This is a genomic window from Bradyrhizobium sp. USDA 4473 (assembly GCF_054063335.1).
In genome coordinates, this window is record NZ_JBSSGE010000001.1 from 3,956,592 (window position 1) to 3,973,482 (window position 16,891).

The window sequence follows — 16,891 nt, forward strand, 5'->3', positions numbered from 1 at the left end:
GCGCTGGTGGGCCCGGCAGGACTCGAACCTGCAACCAGACCGTTATGAGCGGCCGGCTCTAACCATTGAGCTACAGGCCCCGCCGCCTTGCGGGCCGCATGGTGCGGCGGGCAACGGTGCGGGCTCCGTTTACAGGCTGCGTCGGGTTTCGGCAATGCCGCCCCCGACCGGCCCGTGGCAGCCATCCACGCCTCAATCCACCGAGACGCCGGCGAAATCCACGACCTTGCGCCATTTCTCGGTCTCGTCGGCGACCAGTTTGCCGAATTCGGCCGGGGTCATCGGCTTCGGGATGCCGCCGACCTCGGCGAGGCGCGCCACCAGCTTGGGGTCCTTCAAGGCCTCGCCGACCGCCTTGTTGAGGATCTCGACGATCTCCGGCGGCGTGCCCTTCGGCGCCGAGATGCCGTAGAAGCCGACCGACTCGAAACCGGGAACGGTCTCGGCGATCGCCGGCACATCGGGCACACCCGGCCAGCGCTGCGGCGAGGTGACGCCGAGCGCGCGGACGCTGCCGCCGCGCGACTGCTCCAGCGCCGACGGCAGATTGTCGAAGATCAGCTGCACCTTGTTGGAGATGATGTCCGGAAAGGCGATCGCCGACCCGCGATACGGCACGTGCTGCATGTCGCACTTGGTCATCGCCTTGAACAATTCGGCCGACATGTGCACCGAGGTGCCGTTGCCGGATGACGCATAGGCGATCTTGCCGGGATTGGCCTTGCAATAGTCGATGAACTCCTGAACGGTCTTCACCGGCATCGCGTTCGAGACCACCAGCATGTTTGTGAGCTGCATGATGCTGGCGACCGGCGTGGTGTCGCGCAGGAAGTCGTAGGGCAGCTTCTTGTAGAGTGAGGTCGAAATCGCGTTGTTGGGCGCGACGAACAGCAGCGTGTAGCCGTCCGCCGGCGAGTTGATCGCGGCGGCGGCGGCGATGTTGCCGCCGGAGCCGGCGCGGTTCTCGACCACGAATTGCTGGCCGAGATGATCGGACAGCCACTGGCTCATGATGCGAGCGACGATGTCGACCGGGCCGCCGGCGGCAAAGCCGATCAGCCAGCGCACCGGACGATTCGGATAGTCGGCAGCGGAGGAGGGGGCAACCGAGGCAAGGCAGCAGATCAAACCAAGCAACGTAGCACGTGCGAACCGGAACATCGTCTCTCCCGTCATTTTCTTGTGACTGTTGCCGTCATGGTTTCACAAAACGCCGGCTTTGCCTACGACCCTGCCCGTGCGACGATAGTCGGGCTCATGTGCAATGCTTGAGGCCCGGGATGAAATTCGCTGTGATGATTTGCGCCGGCGCGCTGCTGCTCGCGGGCGGCGCGGCGGCGCAGGAGGGGGGCAGGACCATTTCCAAGGAAAGTTCGAAGACCACGATCAGTTTCGCCACCGCGACGCCGGGGGGCGGCTTTCCGCTCTATGGCGACGCGCTCGCCGAGGTCGTGAACGCGGCCGATCCGACGCTGTCGATCGAGCCGCGCAACACCAAGGGCTCCAACGAGAACATTCCGCTGCTCGAGGCCGGCAGCGTCGATATCGCAACGGTTGCGGGCGAACCGGCCTATGAGGCCTTCAAGGGCATCGGCCGGCCGCCGGCGACGAAACTGAAGATCCTCACCGCGATGTATTCGGCCCCGGGCATGTTCGTGGTCCGCGCCGACAGCCCGTACCGGACCATCCAGGACCTGGTTGGCCAATCGGTCGCGTTCGGGGCCAAGGGCTCCGGCATCCCGATCCTGTCGCGCTACATCCTCGACGGCATTGGGCTGAAGCAGGACGAGGATTTCAAATCGATCTATCTCGACCGCGCCGGCGATGGCCCTGCGATGCTGGAGGATGGCCGCGTCGCAGCACTTTGGGGCGCCGGGATCGGCTGGCCGAGCTTCACCAAGCTCGCCGAGAGTGCGGCCGGAGCGCGGTTCATCGCGCCGACCACGGAGGAGATCGCGCGCGTCCGCGCCAAGCACACTTTCCTGAAGCCGCTGACCATTCCGGCCGGCAGCTATCCGAAGCAGACCGAGGCAATCGCGTCGATCGGCTCGTGGAGCTACGTCCTGGTGCGCGAGACCTTGTCCGACGATGTCGCCTACCGGTTGGCGAAGACGCTGCATGGCGTCGAGGCGGAGTTCTGCAAGAAGCTCGCCCAGGCGTGCGAGACCACGGCGGCGAACACCGTCGCCGCGGCGCCCGACATCAATCTGATCCACCCCGGCGTGCTCAGATATTTCCGCGAGATCGGAGTGGCGAAGTGACATCAGCGGAGACGCTATCGCGTCTCAGCTGATGTCATTCCGGGGCGATGCGTCAGCATCGAACCCGGAATCTCGAGATTCCGGATATGGTCCTTCAGACCATTCCGGAATGACCGCTGCCCATCTTATTTCTTCACCATCGGACACGCCGGGTCCGGCGGGCCGAATGCGTCCTCGCCGGAGATCTTCGCCAGGATCTTGTAATAGTCCCATGGATATTTCGACTCGGCCGGGGTCTTGACCTGGACCAGCCAGAGATCGTGCACCATCAAATTGTCCTCGCGCAGCTTGCCGTTGCGGGCGAAGAAATCCTCGACCGGCTTCTCGCGCATCTTGGCCGCGACCTTGAGCGGATCGTCAGTGCCGCTGTCCTTGATCGCGTTCAGATAGGCGGTCACCGAGGAGTACACGCCGGCCTGCCACATCGTCGGCATCCGGTTCATCTTGGCGAAATAGCGCTTCGACCACTCACGGGTCTTGTCGTCCATGTCCCAGTAGAACGAGGTGGTCAGCAACAGGCCCTGGGCGGCCGACAGCCCGATCGAGTGGACATCGGTGATCAGAGCCAGCAGCGCCGCCATCTGCTGCCCGCCGGCGAACACGCCGAACTCGGCCGCGGTCTTGATCTCGTTGGTGTTGTTCGGCGGTCCGCCGGCGATGCCGATGATCTTGGCCTTGGAGGCCTGCGCCTGCAGGATGAAGGATGACAGATCGGGTGTCGCGAACGGCGGCCGCACCGCGCCGAGCACCTTGCCGCCGTTCTTGGTCACGATCGCGGAGGCGTCCTTCTCCAGCGAGTGGCCGAACGCGTAATCGTCGGTGATGAAGAACCAGCTGTCGCCGCCGCGCTTCACCACCTCCTGTGCGGTGCCGACCGCGAGTGCGCGGGTGTCGAACACCCACTGCATTGCATAGGGCGAGCAGAACTTGCCGTGGAAATCGGTCGCGCCGGTGGAGTGCGTGATGAACAGCTTCTTCTTCTCGTTGGCGATGTTCTGCACCGCGAGGCCGACCGCCGAGACCGGCACGTCGACGATCAGGTCGACCTGATCGACGTCGTACCAGCGCCGCGCGATGGTGGCGCCGATGTCGGGCTTGAGCTGGTGATCGCCGACGATCACCGTAACAGGCTTGCCGAGCACCTTGCCGCCGAAATCGTCGACCGCCATCTGGGCGGCGGTCACCGAGCCCTGTCCGGTCGGCGTCGAGGCCGGGCCGTTCATGTCGGTCAGCACGCCGATCTTGACGATGTCATCGGATACCTGCGCCGATGCGGCCGAGGAGGCCAGCAGCGCGGCTGCGAGCGTCCCGAACATGGCGAGTCTGGAGCCATTTCCGCTCCGATTGAATCGGAGCCGGGCTCCAGATTTTTGTTTTGACGCGTCTTCTTTACGCGAACCGGTATCCACGTCGCTTGAAAGCGCTCTGGTGGCGTTCATTCTGTCTCCCTCCTGAACTGGCGCATTGGCCATTATGATTGTCCCGGGCCTCTGGAACCCGGTTATATTAGTTTCTTTTGCAACTAGTTTGGGGTCCGCGTCAACGCGCCATCGGTCTAATGACGCGGTGGCGGACCGGCGCGAGGCGGTTTCTTTCGGGGCCGATTCGGTCCATAGCGGGCCATGGTCACTGCCCAGCGCTTTCCGGCTTCGCTTACCCCGCTCGATATGGCGCTGGCTGCCATGCTGCGCGACCTTGTGCCGGTCGAGCCGGTCGAGCTGCCGCCGGCCGATGCCTTGCGCTGCATTGCCGCCGAGATGCCGGCCCTGCGCTCCTATCCGCCGCAGGATGTCGCGGCCCGCGACGGTTGGGCGCTGCGCGCCGATGATCTGGTCGGCGCGTCCTCCTATGCGCCGCTGCCGCTGGCCGAACTCCCGGTCTGGGTCGAGGCAGGTGCTACGATGCCCGACGGCACCGACTGCGTGGTCGACGCCGATGCGGTCGACATCTCCGGTCCGCTGCCGCAGGTGCTCACTGAGGCGATCCCGGGGCAGGGCGTCCGGCGTGCCGGCAGCGATATTGCGGCGGGGCGCGACGTGGTTGCTGCGGGAGAGCCGCTGCTGCCGCGCGGTTTGCTGCTCGCGCGCGCGGCCGGGCTGGAGATGTTGCGCGTCCGGCGGCCGCGGCTGCGCATCGTCAATATCTCGAACGGTGAGCTGACCGCACAGCTGATCGCGGACACCGCGCGCCTCGCGGGCGCCGAAATCGTCTGCACCGAGGTGGCGCCAGATATGGCGGCGATCGCAGACGCGCTCGATACCGCAGGCTGCGATCTGATCGCCACAATCGGCGGCACCGGCGTCGGTCACACCGATGCGGCGGTGAATGCGGTGGCGACGCGCGGGACACTGATCGCGCATGGCATTGCCCTGCAACCCGGGCGGACTGCGGCAGCCGGCCGGATCGACGCGACGCCGGTCATCGCCTTGCCGGGCGCGCCGGATCAGGCCTTCGCGGCCTGGTGGGCAGTCGCGCTTCCCGTGCTTGACCGCCTGTCGGGCCGGCAGCCGCGCAAGACCCTGGCGCTGCCGCTGGAACGCAAGATCGCCTCCGGCGTCGGTATGGCGGAGGTCGTGCTGCTGACGCGTCGGCAGAGCCACTGGGCTGCGCTTGCGATCGCCGACCTGTCGCTCGATGCCATCGCGCGCGCCGAAGCCCTGCTGATTGTGCCCGGCTCCGCGGAAGGCTTCGCTGCGGGCACGGTCGTCGATGCCTATATGTTGCGGGAGTGAGTTCCCGAGATGACCCAACCGTTCACGCCGAAACCAAACCCGTCCGTCGAGCAGGACCAGTTCCTGACCATCCTGTCGCGCGAGGAAGCCATCGCGCACTTCGAGGCAGCGCTGTTCCCGCGGCAAATGCCGTCCGAGACGCGGCTGCTCGCCGATGCACTCGGCCGTGCGCTGGCGGAGGACGTGGTGGCGCCGATCGACGTGCCGCCGTTCGATCGCTCCAATGTCGACGGCTTTGCCGTACGCTCTGCCGATCTTGCGCGCGCCGGCGAGGGCGCGCCGGTGCAACTCGCGCTGAACGGCGAGACCATCTCGTGTGGCACCGCGCCGGCCCTGCCGGTGCTGCCGGGCACCGCGACCGCGATTGCGACCGGCGGCCCGGTGCCGCGCGGTGCGGATGCGATCGTGATGGTCGAGCACACCCAGCCAGCCGGCAAGGATGCCATCGAGGTCCGGCGCGCGGCGTCGCCCGGGCAGTTCGTGTCTTACGCCGGCTCCGACATCGCGCGCGGCGAGGCGCTGTTGCGCGCGGGAACGATGATCGGCTCGCGCGAGATCGGTATGCTCGCGGCCTGCGGCATCGCCGAAGTCGCCATGGTGCGCCGTCCGCACGTTGCGATCCTCTCGACCGGCGACGAACTGGTGCAGCCGGGTGAGCGGCTGCGGCCGGCCGCGATCTACGACACCAATGGCGCGATCGTTACCGCGGCGATCGCCGAAAATGGCGGCGACGCGTCGTTCCTTGGCGCGATCGCGGACAATGAGGCGATGCTCGAGGCCGCGATGCGCAAGGCTCTGGCGGACAGCGACATGCTGGTGCTGTCGGGCGGCACCTCGAAGGGCGCTGGCGACGTCTCGCACCGCATCATCGCAAAGCTCGGCAAGCCCGGCATCGTCGCGCATGGCGTGGCGCTGAAGCCGGGCAAGCCGCTGTGCCTTGCGGTCTGCGACGGCAAGCCGGTGATCATCCTGCCGGGCTTCCCGACCTCGGCGATGTTCACCTTCCACGACATGATCGTGCCGACGCTGCGGCGGATGGCCGGCCTGCCGCCACGGTCCGATGCCAAGGTCGCGGCGAAGGTGCCGGTGCGCATCGCCTCCGAACTCGGCCGCACCGAGTTCGTGATGGTGTCGTTGGTCGAAGGCGCCGACGGCCTGATCGCCTATCCGAGCGGCAAGGGTTCGGGCGCGATCACCTCGTTCGCGCAAGCCGACGGCTTCCTGAAGATCGAGGCGCTGGCCGACCACCTGGCGGCCGGCAGCGACGCCGAGGTGATCTTGTTCACGCCGCATGTGCGGGTGCCCGATCTTGTGATCGTCGGCAGCCATTGCACCGGGCTCGATCTCGTCACCGCACCGCTGGCGCATGCAGGCCTTGTGGTGCGTTCGATCGCGGTCGGCAGCCTCGGCGGGCTCGCGGCTGCCAAGCGCGGCGAATGCGATCTCGCGCCGATCCATCTGTTCGACGACAAGACCGAGACCTACAACGCGCCGTATCTCGCCGACGGCCTCGAACTGGTGCCGGGCTGGCGGCGCATGCAGGGCATCGTGTTCCGTAACGACGATGCGCGCTTTGCCGGCCTGAGTGCGGAGGAGGCGGTGCGCGCCGCGCTCGCCGATCCCGCCTGCATCATGGTCAACCGCAACCAGGGCGCCGGCACCCGCATCCTGATCGATCGCCTGCTGGGTGGCGTTCGGCCCGACGGCTACTGGAATCAGCCGCGCTCGCACAATGCGGTTGCGGCCGCGGTAGCGCAGCATCGCGCCGACTGGGGCATGACGATTGCGCCGGTCGCCGATGCCTCCGGGCTCGGCTTCATTCCGCTCGCCGAAGAGCATTACGACTTCGCGCTGGTCACGGCGCGCAAGCGGCGGCCCGCGGTGCAGGCGTTTCTCGACGCGTTGGCGTCGGAGGAAGGGCGGGCCGCGTTGACGAAGGCGGGCTTCAGGCCGGCGTAGTGGCGCGCGGCGCCAGATCCACCGCCGTCGTTCCGGCGAAGGCCGGGACCCATACGCCGCAGCGCTCGTTGTGAGTGGGACTCGTCATTGCAGCATTGTTCAGCAATTCGCGACTCCGCCCGAGGCGGCCTCACTCGTGCAGCTTGCGGTCCAGGAAGCCGACATAGGAATTGTCGGGGTCGAGCTTGACGGCGAGGCGAAGTGCGGCGCGGGCGGCGGAGGCGTCGCCGTCAGCGCTGGCCTTGTGCTCATCCAGGATCGCATTGGCGACGGTGCGCGCGGTGTTGAGGCGGGCCTCGTCGATGCGCGTGCCGGCGAGATAGGCTTCCAACGGTTCGCGCAGTCGCTTCAATTCATCGACGCTGATCGGGCTCAGCGGATACCAGTTGTAATATTCGAGGCGCGGCCGATCATCGGTCAGGGTCGGCACGTCCCCGACAAAGGCTGCGAGCTTTGCATCGGCGGCGATGAATGTCGCCAGAAAATCCTCGGGCTCGCCCAGGCCGTTTGCCGTCAGATCGTCAGCCACACCGGGCTTTGACATCCGCATCGCAAGCGTGCGCGGGTCGATCTGCAGGGGTTCGTCGGAGGCGATCGCCACGCCTTCCATTCTGGACGGCAGCCACAGCGAGACATGCTTGAACTGGCCCATCATGGCCTTGAGGATCATCTTCGGCAGGATGCCGCGATTGAAATCCAGCGGCACCCATTGCGCGAGCACGGCGCCGGGGCGCATCCGCTGCTTTGCCAGCGTATAGAATTCCTCGGTGTAGAGGTTGATGACGCCGGCGTCGTGCGGCGGCGGCGGCTCGAGAGTGATGACGTCGAAGCTTTCCTTGGTCCCGAGCAGGAAGTGGCGCCCGTCCGCCACGATCTGATGGACCTTGGGGTTCTGATGGAACTGCTTGTTGATCGGCACGAAACGCGGCGCGACTTCGAACACTGTCGAGGCCAGATCGACCGCGTCGATGGATTGCAATTCCCGGTGGGTGCTGATCGCGCCCACCGTGGTTCCGGTCCCGATGCAAATCACGACCGCGGTTTCGACCGGGCCCTGGTGCAGCAGGATCGGATAGTGGCCCATCGCGGCCATGTAGCGCCGGCCCTCGGGGCGATTGTTGGCGTAGCTCTTCGAATTCACCACCAGCTGCTGATAGGTGCCCGCCGCCTTCTCGCGATACTCGACCACCGCAAAAGTCGCCTGCTTGGTTTCGCGCAATTCGAGGACATCGCCGCCTTCGATCGCGGTCAGCACCCGCTGCAGATAATGCGGGGTGAGCAGCAGCAGCGATGCGGCGATGACGCTGGCGGCAATCGCTCCCTGCCGCCACAGGGTGCGTTGTTTCAGAAGATCCGGTTGCGACAAAGTCGTCGTAACAAACAGCAGGACGTTGAGGACGATCAATGCGGTGAGCGCGCCCTGGCTGCCCAGATAGGGGATCAGGAGAAACCCCGCCGCCAGCGAGCCCAGCACGCCGCCGATCGTGTTCAAGGCGTAGAGCGTGCCGATCCTGCGACCGAGCGCGCTCATCTGCATCACGGTCAGTTCGCTGGCCAGCGGAAAACTGATGCCGATCAGCGTGGTCGGCAGCAACAGGGCAATGGCACAAATGAGGAAGAATGGAACGTCACCGCCCAGCAGCTCCTGCACCTGGACCGGCAAGAGGCCCGATACGATCGGCGACAGTGTTACGCCGACGGTGCGCGCCTTGCCGAGGATTGCGACGGTCAGCGTGGCCGCAACTGCGATCAAGAGCTGTGTGACGGCGAAGTATCGCAGCAACTGATCCTTGCGCGGGGCGAGCAGCCTGGCGCAGATCAGGGCGCCGATCACCAGCCCCAGCAGGTAGACGCCGAGCATCCCTGAGAATGCGTAGACACTCGAGGTGCTGATATTGGTCAGGAAGCGGAACCAGACCACTTCATAGGCGATCGAGACAAAACCGGAGCATGCGAAGATCGCGATCAGGATCGACGTCCTGTCGTGTGCCGGCGCGGCGGTTGGCACCGGCGTGGTTGCCGCGACCGCAACGATCGGGCTTGCGCTGCGCGCAACCAGCAGGGCCACGCCGCCGACGCAGAGGTACAACGTCGCCGCAACCAGGCTCGATCCCGTGATGCCGCACAGGCCCATCAGGACAAAGCCAACGGTCAGGGTGCCAATGGCGGCGCCCAGGGTGTTGAAGCCGTAGAGCAGGCCGATGCGGTTGGCCAAATCGGTCTGCGTGCGGGTCAGGAATTTCACCAGGAAGGGCAGGGTCGCGCCCATCAGCATCGTCGGCAGCGACAGGATGGCGAGCGACAGCGCCACCATCAGCGGCAACCGGAATGGCGACTCCAGGTCCAGCATCGGCGACAGCCAGCCCACCCAAGTCGACCAATGCGACAGCAACGCCGTCACCGCCAGGGAAACGACGGCGAGCGCGAGTTCGAGAAAGCCGTAGATCGTTAGGGGGCGGCTGACCTTGTCGGCGATCCGGCCGCCGAGGGCGCTGCCCAGGGAGAGGCCGAAGAAGAAGCTTGCCACCGTGACGCTGACCGAGACGGTCGCGCTGCCCAGCACGAATTGCAGTTGCTTGAACCAGAGCACCTGAAGGATCAGGGATGCCGCGCCCGACGCCAAAAAGATCGCGGTGACCAGGACCCGGTCCCTGGCGCCCGTGGCGTCTCGCACAGCATCACGATTGAGCACTGATCGGATCTCCCGTTGACCGGGAGAACAGGTAAGGCAGATGCTGTTAATATTGCCTTATGGGGCGGCCATGGGATCCGCCGAATAACTCATTTATTTCATTGGGGTATCTGGATTCGGGTGGGGGTTCGAGCCCGCCGGCGCTGGATCATGGCAATCCGGCTCAGTGCCGCATGGCCGTTTCCACGAACTGCCGCACCGAACTCGGGACTTCATCGTATTCGACGAAACGGCGCCGCAGCTCGTCGGCGATATCGGTCGTGACGTCGCGCGACCATCCCTCGTTGGTATTGAAGGCCACGATGCGGACCGGCTGGCTGTACTGGTCATCCAGCAGGCGGCGGATCAGCGTTTTCCGGTCTGAGCCTTCCTCTTCGGTTTCGCACCAGGCACGGCCAAGCCGGCCGAAATCGTTCAGCACCAGATAGGTGTCGCGGTCGACTTGCTGCGGCACGATCGAAGGCGAGCGAGGCATGGATGATCCTCCAGTGCTGCACATTATCGTGTTCCGGCCGTCCCGCGCATTGGAAACTTCGAGGTATATCCGCTGGATAGCCGGTTGGTCGGTAACGTGGGGCGAAGGGCGACTGTTCTCCTGGAGCAAAGCGCTCCGTCGCTGGTTATCCCTGGTCACCGACATGAACCCTGTCGCGGGGCCGGTGGCTGAACGACTGATGGGGCTCCTACCCGTTCAGGGAGCGATGCGATGTCCAGAAGGCTTCGCTTTAGGAACACGACACTGGAAGAAGTGCTGGCAGCCGACACGCAACGCCCGCGGAAGCGAGTGCGCTGCAAACCCGCCAGAGAGGGTCGATCAGCAAGACCTGCCAGGCCCGGACGGCCGGTCGGTCAGCGGGCCGGGTGATCGCTGCAGGATAGCGAGCCGCGGGATGAGCCCCAATCGCGGCAGTCGGCACCTTGCTGCTCGTCGCCATCGGGCGGTTGCCGAGATTCACGCTCGTGCTGTGGTCGCATCTGCTCCACGAGCTTCCGAAGGCGCTCCACTAGGGGACCCAATCGCTCGTCACCCAGGCTGGCATGACATGGGCTCAACGCTGATATAAGCAGCATTGGACGCTAAGTGCCTTTGGAGACGCGCATGAAAGTGATTGGCCTCGCGGGATGGAGCGGTGCCGGCAAGACCACCCTGCTGTCGCGGGTGATCCCCCATCTGCTCGGGCAGGGCTTGCGGGTTTCCGTGATCAAGCATGCCCACCACGAATTCGACGTCGACTTGCCCGGCAAGGATTCCTGGGTGCACCGGCAGTCCGGCGCGACCGAGGTGCTGGTGTCCTCGACGCGGCGCTGGGCGCTGATGCACGAGCTGCGCGGCGCCGCCGAGCCGCGGCTGCCGGAATTGCTCGCCAAGATGGCGCCTGTCGATCTGGTCGTGGTTGAGGGCTTCAAGCGCGAGCCGGTCAACAAGATCGAGGTGTATCGCGCCGCCAATGGCAAGCCGCTGCTGTTTCCCGACGACCCGCGCGTGGTCGGGATCGCCAGCGATGTTGCCGTCGAGACCACGCTGCCGGTCGTGCATCTCGACGACACCGAGGATGTTGCCGAATTGATGCTGCGCGCCGCGATCCCGATCGACGACGTGCGTGCGTCGGCGCCCGTCGAAAGCTGAGCAGGTGGTGCGTTGACGATGCATGACGGCTTCGCCATGGTCGAACCATGACAACGACCAAGCTCGATCTCACCGGCCTGAAATGCCCGCTGCCCGCGCTGAAGACACGCAAGGCGCTCAGGGGCGTGACGGCGGGAAATTTCCTCGAAGTACATTGCACCGATCCGCTGTCGGTGATCGATATCCCGGCCCTGATCCAGGAGACCGGCGACAAGGTCGAGATCACCGAACGCAGCGATGTCCGGATCGTTTTCCTGATCGAGAAGATCAATGGAACGATAGATAAATCGAATGCTGCATCGCCGCGTACGGGCTAGATGCAGCTGAATATCTACCTTTTGCCTATCGACACCTATTTCCCCTTCTGCGCGAATTGATAATCTCCGCCGGGTCGTGCAGGTGAAGCTGTGCCCTGACGTGGGCATTTGGACGGACAAGGGCCGGCCTGCGTCCTGGTCGGGCTGCACGGCCAGGCATAACCGTTCGTATCGGGGGTTAGCATTTCCGACAATGCGCGTGGTTGGTCCCGGCGCATCGAGGGAATGTGCGGAGCAGCCGAGCCTACGGTTGCCGCAAGGGCTGAGACGGGATCGAAGACGCAGATGCGCCCGATGTAACGGCGGCTGCAGGGGAGGTTACAATGACGACGATGAGCAGCGCTGGACGCGTGTCTGCGGCAGGCGCAGGTTTCCTCGACAAGGAACACACGATCGCGACCGCCGGCTTCAACCGCTGGCTGGTGCCGCCGGCCGCGCTGTGCATCCATCTGTGCATCGGCATGGCCTACGGCTTCTCTGTGTTCTGGCTGCCGCTGTCGCGCGCGATCGGGCTGACCGCGCCGAAGGCGTGCCCGGATATTTCGCTGGTGCAGGAATTGTTCACCACAACCTGCGACTGGAAGGTCGCAAGCCTGGGGTGGATGTATACGCTGTTCTTCGTGCTGCTCGGCGTCTCCGCCGCGATCTGGGGCGGCTGGCTCGAGAAGGTCGGTCCGCGCAAGGCCGGCTTCGTCGCCGCGCTGTGCTGGGCCGGCGGTCTCGTGATCGGCGCACTGGGCGTCTACACGCATCAGCTCTGGCTGATGTGGCTCGGCTCCGGCGTGATCGGAGGTGTCGGCCTCGGCCTCGGCTACATCTCGCCGGTGTCGACGCTGGTGAAATGGTTCCCCGATCGTCGCGGCATGGCAACCGGCATGGCGATCATGGGCTTCGGCGGCGGCGCGATGATCGGCGCCCCGCTCGCCGATAAGCTGATGAACTATTTCAAGACCCCGACCTCGGTCGGCGTCTGGGAAACCTTCCTCGCCATGGGCGCGATCTACTTCGTGTTCATGATGATCGGTGCGTTCCGCTACCGCATTCCGCCGGCCGGCTGGCAGCCGGAGGGCTGGACGCCGCCGGCGAAAGCCAACGCGATGATCTCGAGCAAAAACGTCCATCTCGACAACGCGCACAAGACGCCGCAATTCTGGCTGATCTGGTGGGTGCTCTGCCTCAACGTGTCGGCCGGCATCGGCGTGATCGGCATGGCCTCGCCGATGTTGCAGGAGATCTTTGCGGGCAAGCTGATCGGGCTGCCCAATGTCGGCTTCAACCAGCTCGATGCCGGACAGAAGGCGCAGATCGCCGCGATCGCGGCGGGCTTTGCCGGATTGCTGTCGCTGTTCAACATCGGCGGCCGGTTCTTCTGGGCATCGCTGTCAGACAAGATCGGCCGCAAGAACACCTACTACACGTTCTTCATTCTCGGCATCGTGCTCTACGCCTTGGCGCCGACCTTTGCCGCAATGGGATCGAAGCTCCTGTTCGTGCTCGGCTTCGGCATCATCCTGTCGATGTATGGCGGCGGCTTCGCCACCGTGCCGGCCTATCTCGCCGACATGTTCGGCACACAGTTCGTCGGCGCCATCCATGGCCGTCTGCTGACGGCATGGTCGACCGCCGGCATCATCGGTCCTGTGGTGGTGAACTACATCCGTGAATTCCAGCTGGCCGCCGGCGTGCCGCGCGACCAGCTCTACAACACCACGATGTACATCCTGTGCGCCATGCTGATCGCCGGCCTGATCTGCAATTACCTGATCAAGCCGGTCGATCCGAAGTGGCACATGAGCGACGCCGAAGTCGCCAAGCTGCAGGATGCGAGCGCCAGCGCCGCGGCGGCCGGACCGCACGGCTCCTACGGCATCGGGTTTGGCGGGCTCGACGCCAAGGCCGCGCTGTTCTGGCTGTTCGTCGGCATTCCGCTGGCCTGGGGCGTCTACATGACGCTGCTCAGTGCGGTCAAAATCCTCTGATCGCAGACCGGTCGCGCGCGGGACATCTTGCGTCCCGCGTGCGACTGCGCCGGCATGTTCAATTCAACAGATAATCAAAGGGAATTTTCAGCCATGTTTCGTACCGCAAGCTGCGTTGTGGCCGCCTTGCTTCTCGCCGGCTCGCTGCACACCGCAGCAGCCCAGAGCACGACCGAGGCCAAGCCGTCGAAGGTCAAGATCACCATGCAGAAGCTGAAGGACATGAAGGCGAAGTGGAGCGCCAACAAGCCCAAGCTGAAGGCCTGCCGCAAAGAGGTGAAGCAGAAGGGCCTGACCGGCGACGATCGATGGTTCTACATCGAAGACTGCATGGGCAAGAGCTGAGCGTCACCGCTCCGCGTGCGCTGAACATGGAGTGGAGAGAGCACGCCGTGCGGCACCCCTCTCCCCAGCCCTCCCCTCTTGTCCGCCGAAGCCTCTTGGCGAAGGCGGATGCGGGGGAGGGCTGGGGAGAGAGGTGAGCCCCGGGCGAGATGATCAACGCGGAGCGTTATCCGCCGCGCTCACTCCGCCGCCGCAGACGTGGCCTTGGCGGGCTCCAGCGCGGCGGCGATTGCCTCGTCGACCCGTTCGAGCCAGATGAACTCGAGCTTGGCGCGGGCGCCGGCCGGGATGTCGTCGTAGTCGCGGTTGTTGCGCGCCGGCAGCATCACCCGGGTCAGGCCCGCGGCGGCGGCGGCGACCACCTTCTCCTTGATGCCGCCGACCGGAAGCACGAGACCGCGCAGCGAGATCTCGCCGGTCATCGCGGTGTCGCTGCGCACCGTGCGGTCGGTCAACAGCGAGGTGAGGGCGGTGAACATCGCGACGCCTGCGCTCGGGCCGTCCTTCGGTGTTGCACCGGCGGGGACGTGGACGTGGATGTCGCTTTTCTCGAACACGGCAGGATCGATGCCGAGCTGGGAGGCGCGGCTTTTCACCAGGGTCAGCGCGGCCTGCACGCTCTCGCGCATGACGTCACCGAGTTGTCCGGTGATCATCAGCCCGCCCTTGCCCGGCGTGCGCGAGGCCTCGATGAACAGGATGTCGCCGCCGACCGGGGTCCAGGCCAGCCCGGTGGCCACGCCGGGGATGCTGGTGCGCTGCGCGATCTCGTTCTCGAACCGGGGCTGGCCGAGCAGCGATGCGATGTCCTTCGGCGCGATGGTGACGTGGCTGGTGCTGCCCTCGGCGATCTGCACCGCGACATTGCGCAACACCTTGCCGATCTCGCGCTCCAGATTGCGGACGCCGGCCTCGCGGGTGTAGCTCTTGATGATCAGCCGCAGCGCATCCGGATCGATCTCGACCTGGTCGGCCTTGATGCCGTTGGCCTCGAGCTGGCGGCGCACCAGATAGCGCTTGGCGATCTCGAGCTTCTCATCCTCGGTGTAGCCGGGCAGGCTGATCAGCTCCATGCGGTCGAGCAGCGGGCCCGGCACGCCGTCGAGCATGTTGGCGGTAGCGATGAACACGACGCGCGACAGGTCGAACGGCACGCCGAGATAGTTGTCGCGGAAGGTCGAGTTCTGCTCGGGGTCGAGCACCTCGAGCATCGCCGCCGACGGATCGCCCTGGACACCGCGGCCCATCTTGTCGATCTCGTCCAGCATCATCACGCAATTGCGCGCGCCGGCCTTCTTGATCGCCTGGATGATGTTGCCGGGCAGCGCGCCGATATAGGTGCGGCGATGGCCGCGGATTTCGGCCTCGTCATGCACGCCGCCGAGCGAGACGCGAACGAACGGCCGCGACATCGCGCGCGCGATCGATTGGCCGAGCGAGGTCTTGCCGACGCCGGGGGGACCCAGGAAGCACAGGATCGGCGCCTTGCCGCCGGGCGCGAGCTTGCGCACCGCGAGATATTCGATGATGCGGCTCTTGATCTTCTCCAGGCCATAGTGGTCGTGGTCGAGGATCTTGCGCGCTTCGGCTATGTCGATCGGCTTCTCCTCCGGCAGGCTCCAGGGCAGGTCGATCAGCCAGTCGAGATAGCTGCGCACCATGCCGGCTTCGGCCGCCGCTTCCGGCATGCGTTCGTAGCGGCGCAGTTCCTTTTGCGCTTGGCCCTCGGCCTCCGGTGGCATCTTGGCATCGACAATCGCCTTGGTCAGTTCGGCGACCTCGGCGGCCTTGCCGTCGCCCTCGCCGAGCTGGCGCTGGATCGTCGCCATCTGCTCGCGCAGGATCGCCTCGCGCTGCCGCTCGTCGAACACCGCCTTGGTCTTCTGGCCGATCTCCTGGCTCAGCCGCAGCACCTCGATGCGCTCGGCGAGATGCCGCGAGACCTTGTCCATCCGCGCCACGAGATCGATGGTCTCCAGGATGTCCTGCTTCTCCGCCGGCTTGATGTCCATGTAGGAGGTCGCAAGGTCGGCGAGGGTCGCCGGCGACGTCGTGCCTTGCAGCGCAGCGATCAATTCGGGCGGCGTCTGCGGCAGCAATTGCGCGGCCTCCAGCGCCTGGCGCTGCAAATTGAGGAAGCGCGCCTCGATCTCGGGCGAGGTGGTGGTGGGCTCGGGGATCTGCAGCACGCGGGCGGCGAGGAACGGCGTGCCGGGCAGATAGTCGAGCACGCGCATGCGCTGCACGCCCTGGCAGACCAGATGATGGCTGTCGTCGGCGCCGGTGATGTAGCGCACGATGTTGGCGACGGTGCCGACACGGTAGAGCCCGTCCGGGCCGGGATCGTTGGTCTCGGGATCGCGTTGCAGCAGGATGCCGATTGGCCGCTGCTCGCGCACCGCCTGCTGGGCAGCGGCGATCGAGGTCGCACGCGCGATCGTGATCGGGATGATGACGTCCGGAAACAGCACGGTGTTGCGGACGGGGACGATGATCGTCGCATCGCTCGGGATTGGCGTCGAACTCGATGCCGGGCTTGAAACGTCTGATGCGGCCATGGCGAAATCCCCTCAGCTCGATTTTCCGAGCCGCAGGCCGACGCAGCCATGCGCGGCGAAGCGGCTGATGCTGTAGCGGCCCGTCGGCAGCGCGATGCGGCGCTCGAACCGGCCTTGCGGCAGTTCGAGGCGCAGGATGCGGGCGTTGCGGAGCTCGGCGGGCAAGGTGCGGCGGCCGGAGATCACCAGCGTGCCGCCGTCGAGCGCGGCCTCGACCTCGTCGGGATCGACCCCGGGTAGCGCGACCAGGATCAGGATCTCCTGCTCGGTCTCGATCACGTCCATGGGCGGTTCCCAGCTCGGCTCGCTGCTGCCCGCGCGCGGGTGGATGTTCAGGAAACTCTGGTGCAACCGTTCCGCCCGGGCGAGCGCCTCGATCGCGTCTGTCAACATCCAGTTGGTCTGATCTTTGGGCCGCATG

At 65.7% G+C, this 16,891-nt stretch carries 13 protein-coding genes and 1 tRNA gene; 7 read left to right on the forward strand and 7 right to left on the reverse strand.

The window, feature by feature from the left end; genetic code table 11:
• Positions 1-4: 4 nt before the first annotated feature.
• Positions 5-80: transfer RNA gene (locus tag ACVW17_RS18390), tRNA-Ile, on the reverse strand.
• 112 nt (positions 81-192) lie between these two features.
• Positions 193-1,161 (reverse strand): Bug family tripartite tricarboxylate transporter substrate binding protein, encoded by a 969-nt coding sequence (locus ACVW17_RS18395; protein WP_456753184.1) that lies wholly within the window; start codon positions 1,159-1,161, stop codon positions 193-195.
• A gap of 119 nt (positions 1,162-1,280) precedes the next feature.
• Here ACVW17_RS18395 and ACVW17_RS18400 point away from each other — a divergent pair, with 119 nt between their 5' ends.
• The gene (locus tag ACVW17_RS18400) at positions 1,281-2,261 is read left to right on the forward strand and encodes a TAXI family TRAP transporter solute-binding subunit (RefSeq protein WP_456753185.1); all 981 of its coding nucleotides are present in this window, start codon (positions 1,281-1,283) and stop codon (positions 2,259-2,261) included.
• A gap of 125 nt (positions 2,262-2,386) precedes the next feature.
• Here ACVW17_RS18400 and ACVW17_RS18405 read toward each other — a convergent pair whose 3' ends face one another.
• Entirely contained in the window at positions 2,387-3,577 is a 1,191-nt protein-coding gene (locus ACVW17_RS18405) for an ABC transporter substrate-binding protein (RefSeq protein WP_456753186.1), read from the reverse strand.
• 306 nt (positions 3,578-3,883) lie between these two features.
• Between ACVW17_RS18405 and ACVW17_RS18410 the strand changes: the two genes are divergently transcribed.
• Positions 3,884-4,993, forward strand: coding sequence for a molybdopterin-binding protein (locus tag ACVW17_RS18410; RefSeq protein WP_456753187.1), 1,110 nt, complete (start codon positions 3,884-3,886; stop codon positions 4,991-4,993).
• 9 nt (positions 4,994-5,002) lie between these two features.
• The gene (locus ACVW17_RS18415; protein WP_456753188.1) at positions 5,003-6,952 is read left to right on the forward strand and encodes a molybdopterin biosynthesis protein; all 1,950 of its coding nucleotides are present in this window, start codon (positions 5,003-5,005) and stop codon (positions 6,950-6,952) included.
• 130 nt (positions 6,953-7,082) lie between these two features.
• Here the strand turns inward: ACVW17_RS18415 and ACVW17_RS18420 are convergent, their stop codons facing one another.
• On the reverse strand, positions 7,083-9,644 hold the full coding sequence (locus ACVW17_RS18420) for a fused MFS/spermidine synthase (RefSeq protein ID WP_456753189.1): 2,562 nt from the start codon (positions 9,642-9,644) through the stop codon (positions 7,083-7,085).
• Positions 9,645-9,807: 163 nt separating this feature from the next.
• Positions 9,808-10,119, reverse strand: coding sequence for a hypothetical protein (locus ACVW17_RS18425; RefSeq protein ID WP_456753190.1), 312 nt, complete (start codon positions 10,117-10,119; stop codon positions 9,808-9,810).
• A 624-nt stretch (positions 10,120-10,743) separates the two neighbouring features.
• On the opposite strand from ACVW17_RS18425, the gene mobB reads away from it, so the two are divergent.
• The 4 genes from mobB to ACVW17_RS18445 all read left to right on the forward strand — a co-directional run bounded on the left by mobB (position 10,744) and on the right by ACVW17_RS18445 (position 13,912).
• Positions 10,744-11,271, forward strand: a complete 528-nt coding sequence (mobB, locus tag ACVW17_RS18430; protein ID WP_456753191.1) for a molybdopterin-guanine dinucleotide biosynthesis protein B — start codon at positions 10,744-10,746, stop codon at positions 11,269-11,271.
• A gap of 47 nt (positions 11,272-11,318) precedes the next feature.
• Complete coding sequence (locus ACVW17_RS18435; protein ID WP_456753192.1) at positions 11,319-11,588, forward strand: sulfurtransferase TusA family protein; 270 nt, start codon at positions 11,319-11,321, stop codon at positions 11,586-11,588.
• Between the two features lie 323 nt (positions 11,589-11,911).
• Positions 11,912-13,567 carry an OFA family MFS transporter gene (locus tag ACVW17_RS18440; RefSeq protein ID WP_456753193.1) on the forward strand — a complete coding sequence of 552 codons (1,656 nt, stop codon included), beginning with the start codon at positions 11,912-11,914 and terminating at the stop codon, positions 13,565-13,567.
• Positions 13,568-13,660: 93 nt separating this feature from the next.
• Positions 13,661-13,912, forward strand: coding sequence for a hypothetical protein (locus ACVW17_RS18445; RefSeq protein WP_456753194.1), 252 nt, complete (start codon positions 13,661-13,663; stop codon positions 13,910-13,912).
• A gap of 179 nt (positions 13,913-14,091) precedes the next feature.
• Here the strand turns inward: ACVW17_RS18445 and lon are convergent, their stop codons facing one another.
• Positions 14,092-16,470, reverse strand: coding sequence for an endopeptidase La (gene lon, locus ACVW17_RS18450; protein ID WP_456753195.1), 2,379 nt, complete (start codon positions 16,468-16,470; stop codon positions 14,092-14,094).
• Positions 16,471-16,482: 12 nt separating this feature from the next.
• Entirely contained in the window at positions 16,483-16,890 is a 408-nt protein-coding gene (locus tag ACVW17_RS18455) for an Hsp20/alpha crystallin family protein (RefSeq protein WP_456753196.1), read from the reverse strand.
• Position 16,891 lies beyond the last annotated feature (1 nt).

Bases quoted from the DNA above. Each gene is read 5' to 3' on its own strand.
- ACVW17_RS18395 (WP_456753184.1), bottom strand. From the start codon at position 1,161: ATGTTCCGGTTCGCACGTGCTACGTTGCTTGGTTTGATCTGCTGCCTT.
- ACVW17_RS18400 (WP_456753185.1), top strand. From the start codon at position 1,281: ATGAAATTCGCTGTGATGATTTGCGCCGGCGCGCTGCTGCTCGCGGGC.
- ACVW17_RS18405 (WP_456753186.1), bottom strand. From the start codon at position 3,577: ATGTTCGGGACGCTCGCAGCCGCGCTGCTGGCCTCCTCGGCCGCATCG.
- ACVW17_RS18410 (WP_456753187.1), top strand. From the start codon at position 3,884: ATGGTCACTGCCCAGCGCTTTCCGGCTTCGCTTACCCCGCTCGATATG.
- ACVW17_RS18415 (WP_456753188.1), top strand. From the start codon at position 5,003: ATGACCCAACCGTTCACGCCGAAACCAAACCCGTCCGTCGAGCAGGAC.
- ACVW17_RS18425 (WP_456753190.1), bottom strand. From the start codon at position 10,119: ATGCCTCGCTCGCCTTCGATCGTGCCGCAGCAAGTCGACCGCGACACC.
- mobB (WP_456753191.1), top strand. From the start codon at position 10,744: ATGAAAGTGATTGGCCTCGCGGGATGGAGCGGTGCCGGCAAGACCACC.
- ACVW17_RS18435 (WP_456753192.1), top strand. From the start codon at position 11,319: ATGACAACGACCAAGCTCGATCTCACCGGCCTGAAATGCCCGCTGCCC.
- ACVW17_RS18440 (WP_456753193.1), top strand. From the start codon at position 11,912: ATGACGACGATGAGCAGCGCTGGACGCGTGTCTGCGGCAGGCGCAGGT.
- ACVW17_RS18445 (WP_456753194.1), top strand. From the start codon at position 13,661: ATGTTTCGTACCGCAAGCTGCGTTGTGGCCGCCTTGCTTCTCGCCGGC.
- lon (WP_456753195.1), bottom strand. From the start codon at position 16,470: ATGGCCGCATCAGACGTTTCAAGCCCGGCATCGAGTTCGACGCCAATC.
- ACVW17_RS18455 (WP_456753196.1), bottom strand. From the start codon at position 16,890: ATGCGGCCCAAAGATCAGACCAACTGGATGTTGACAGACGCGATCGAG.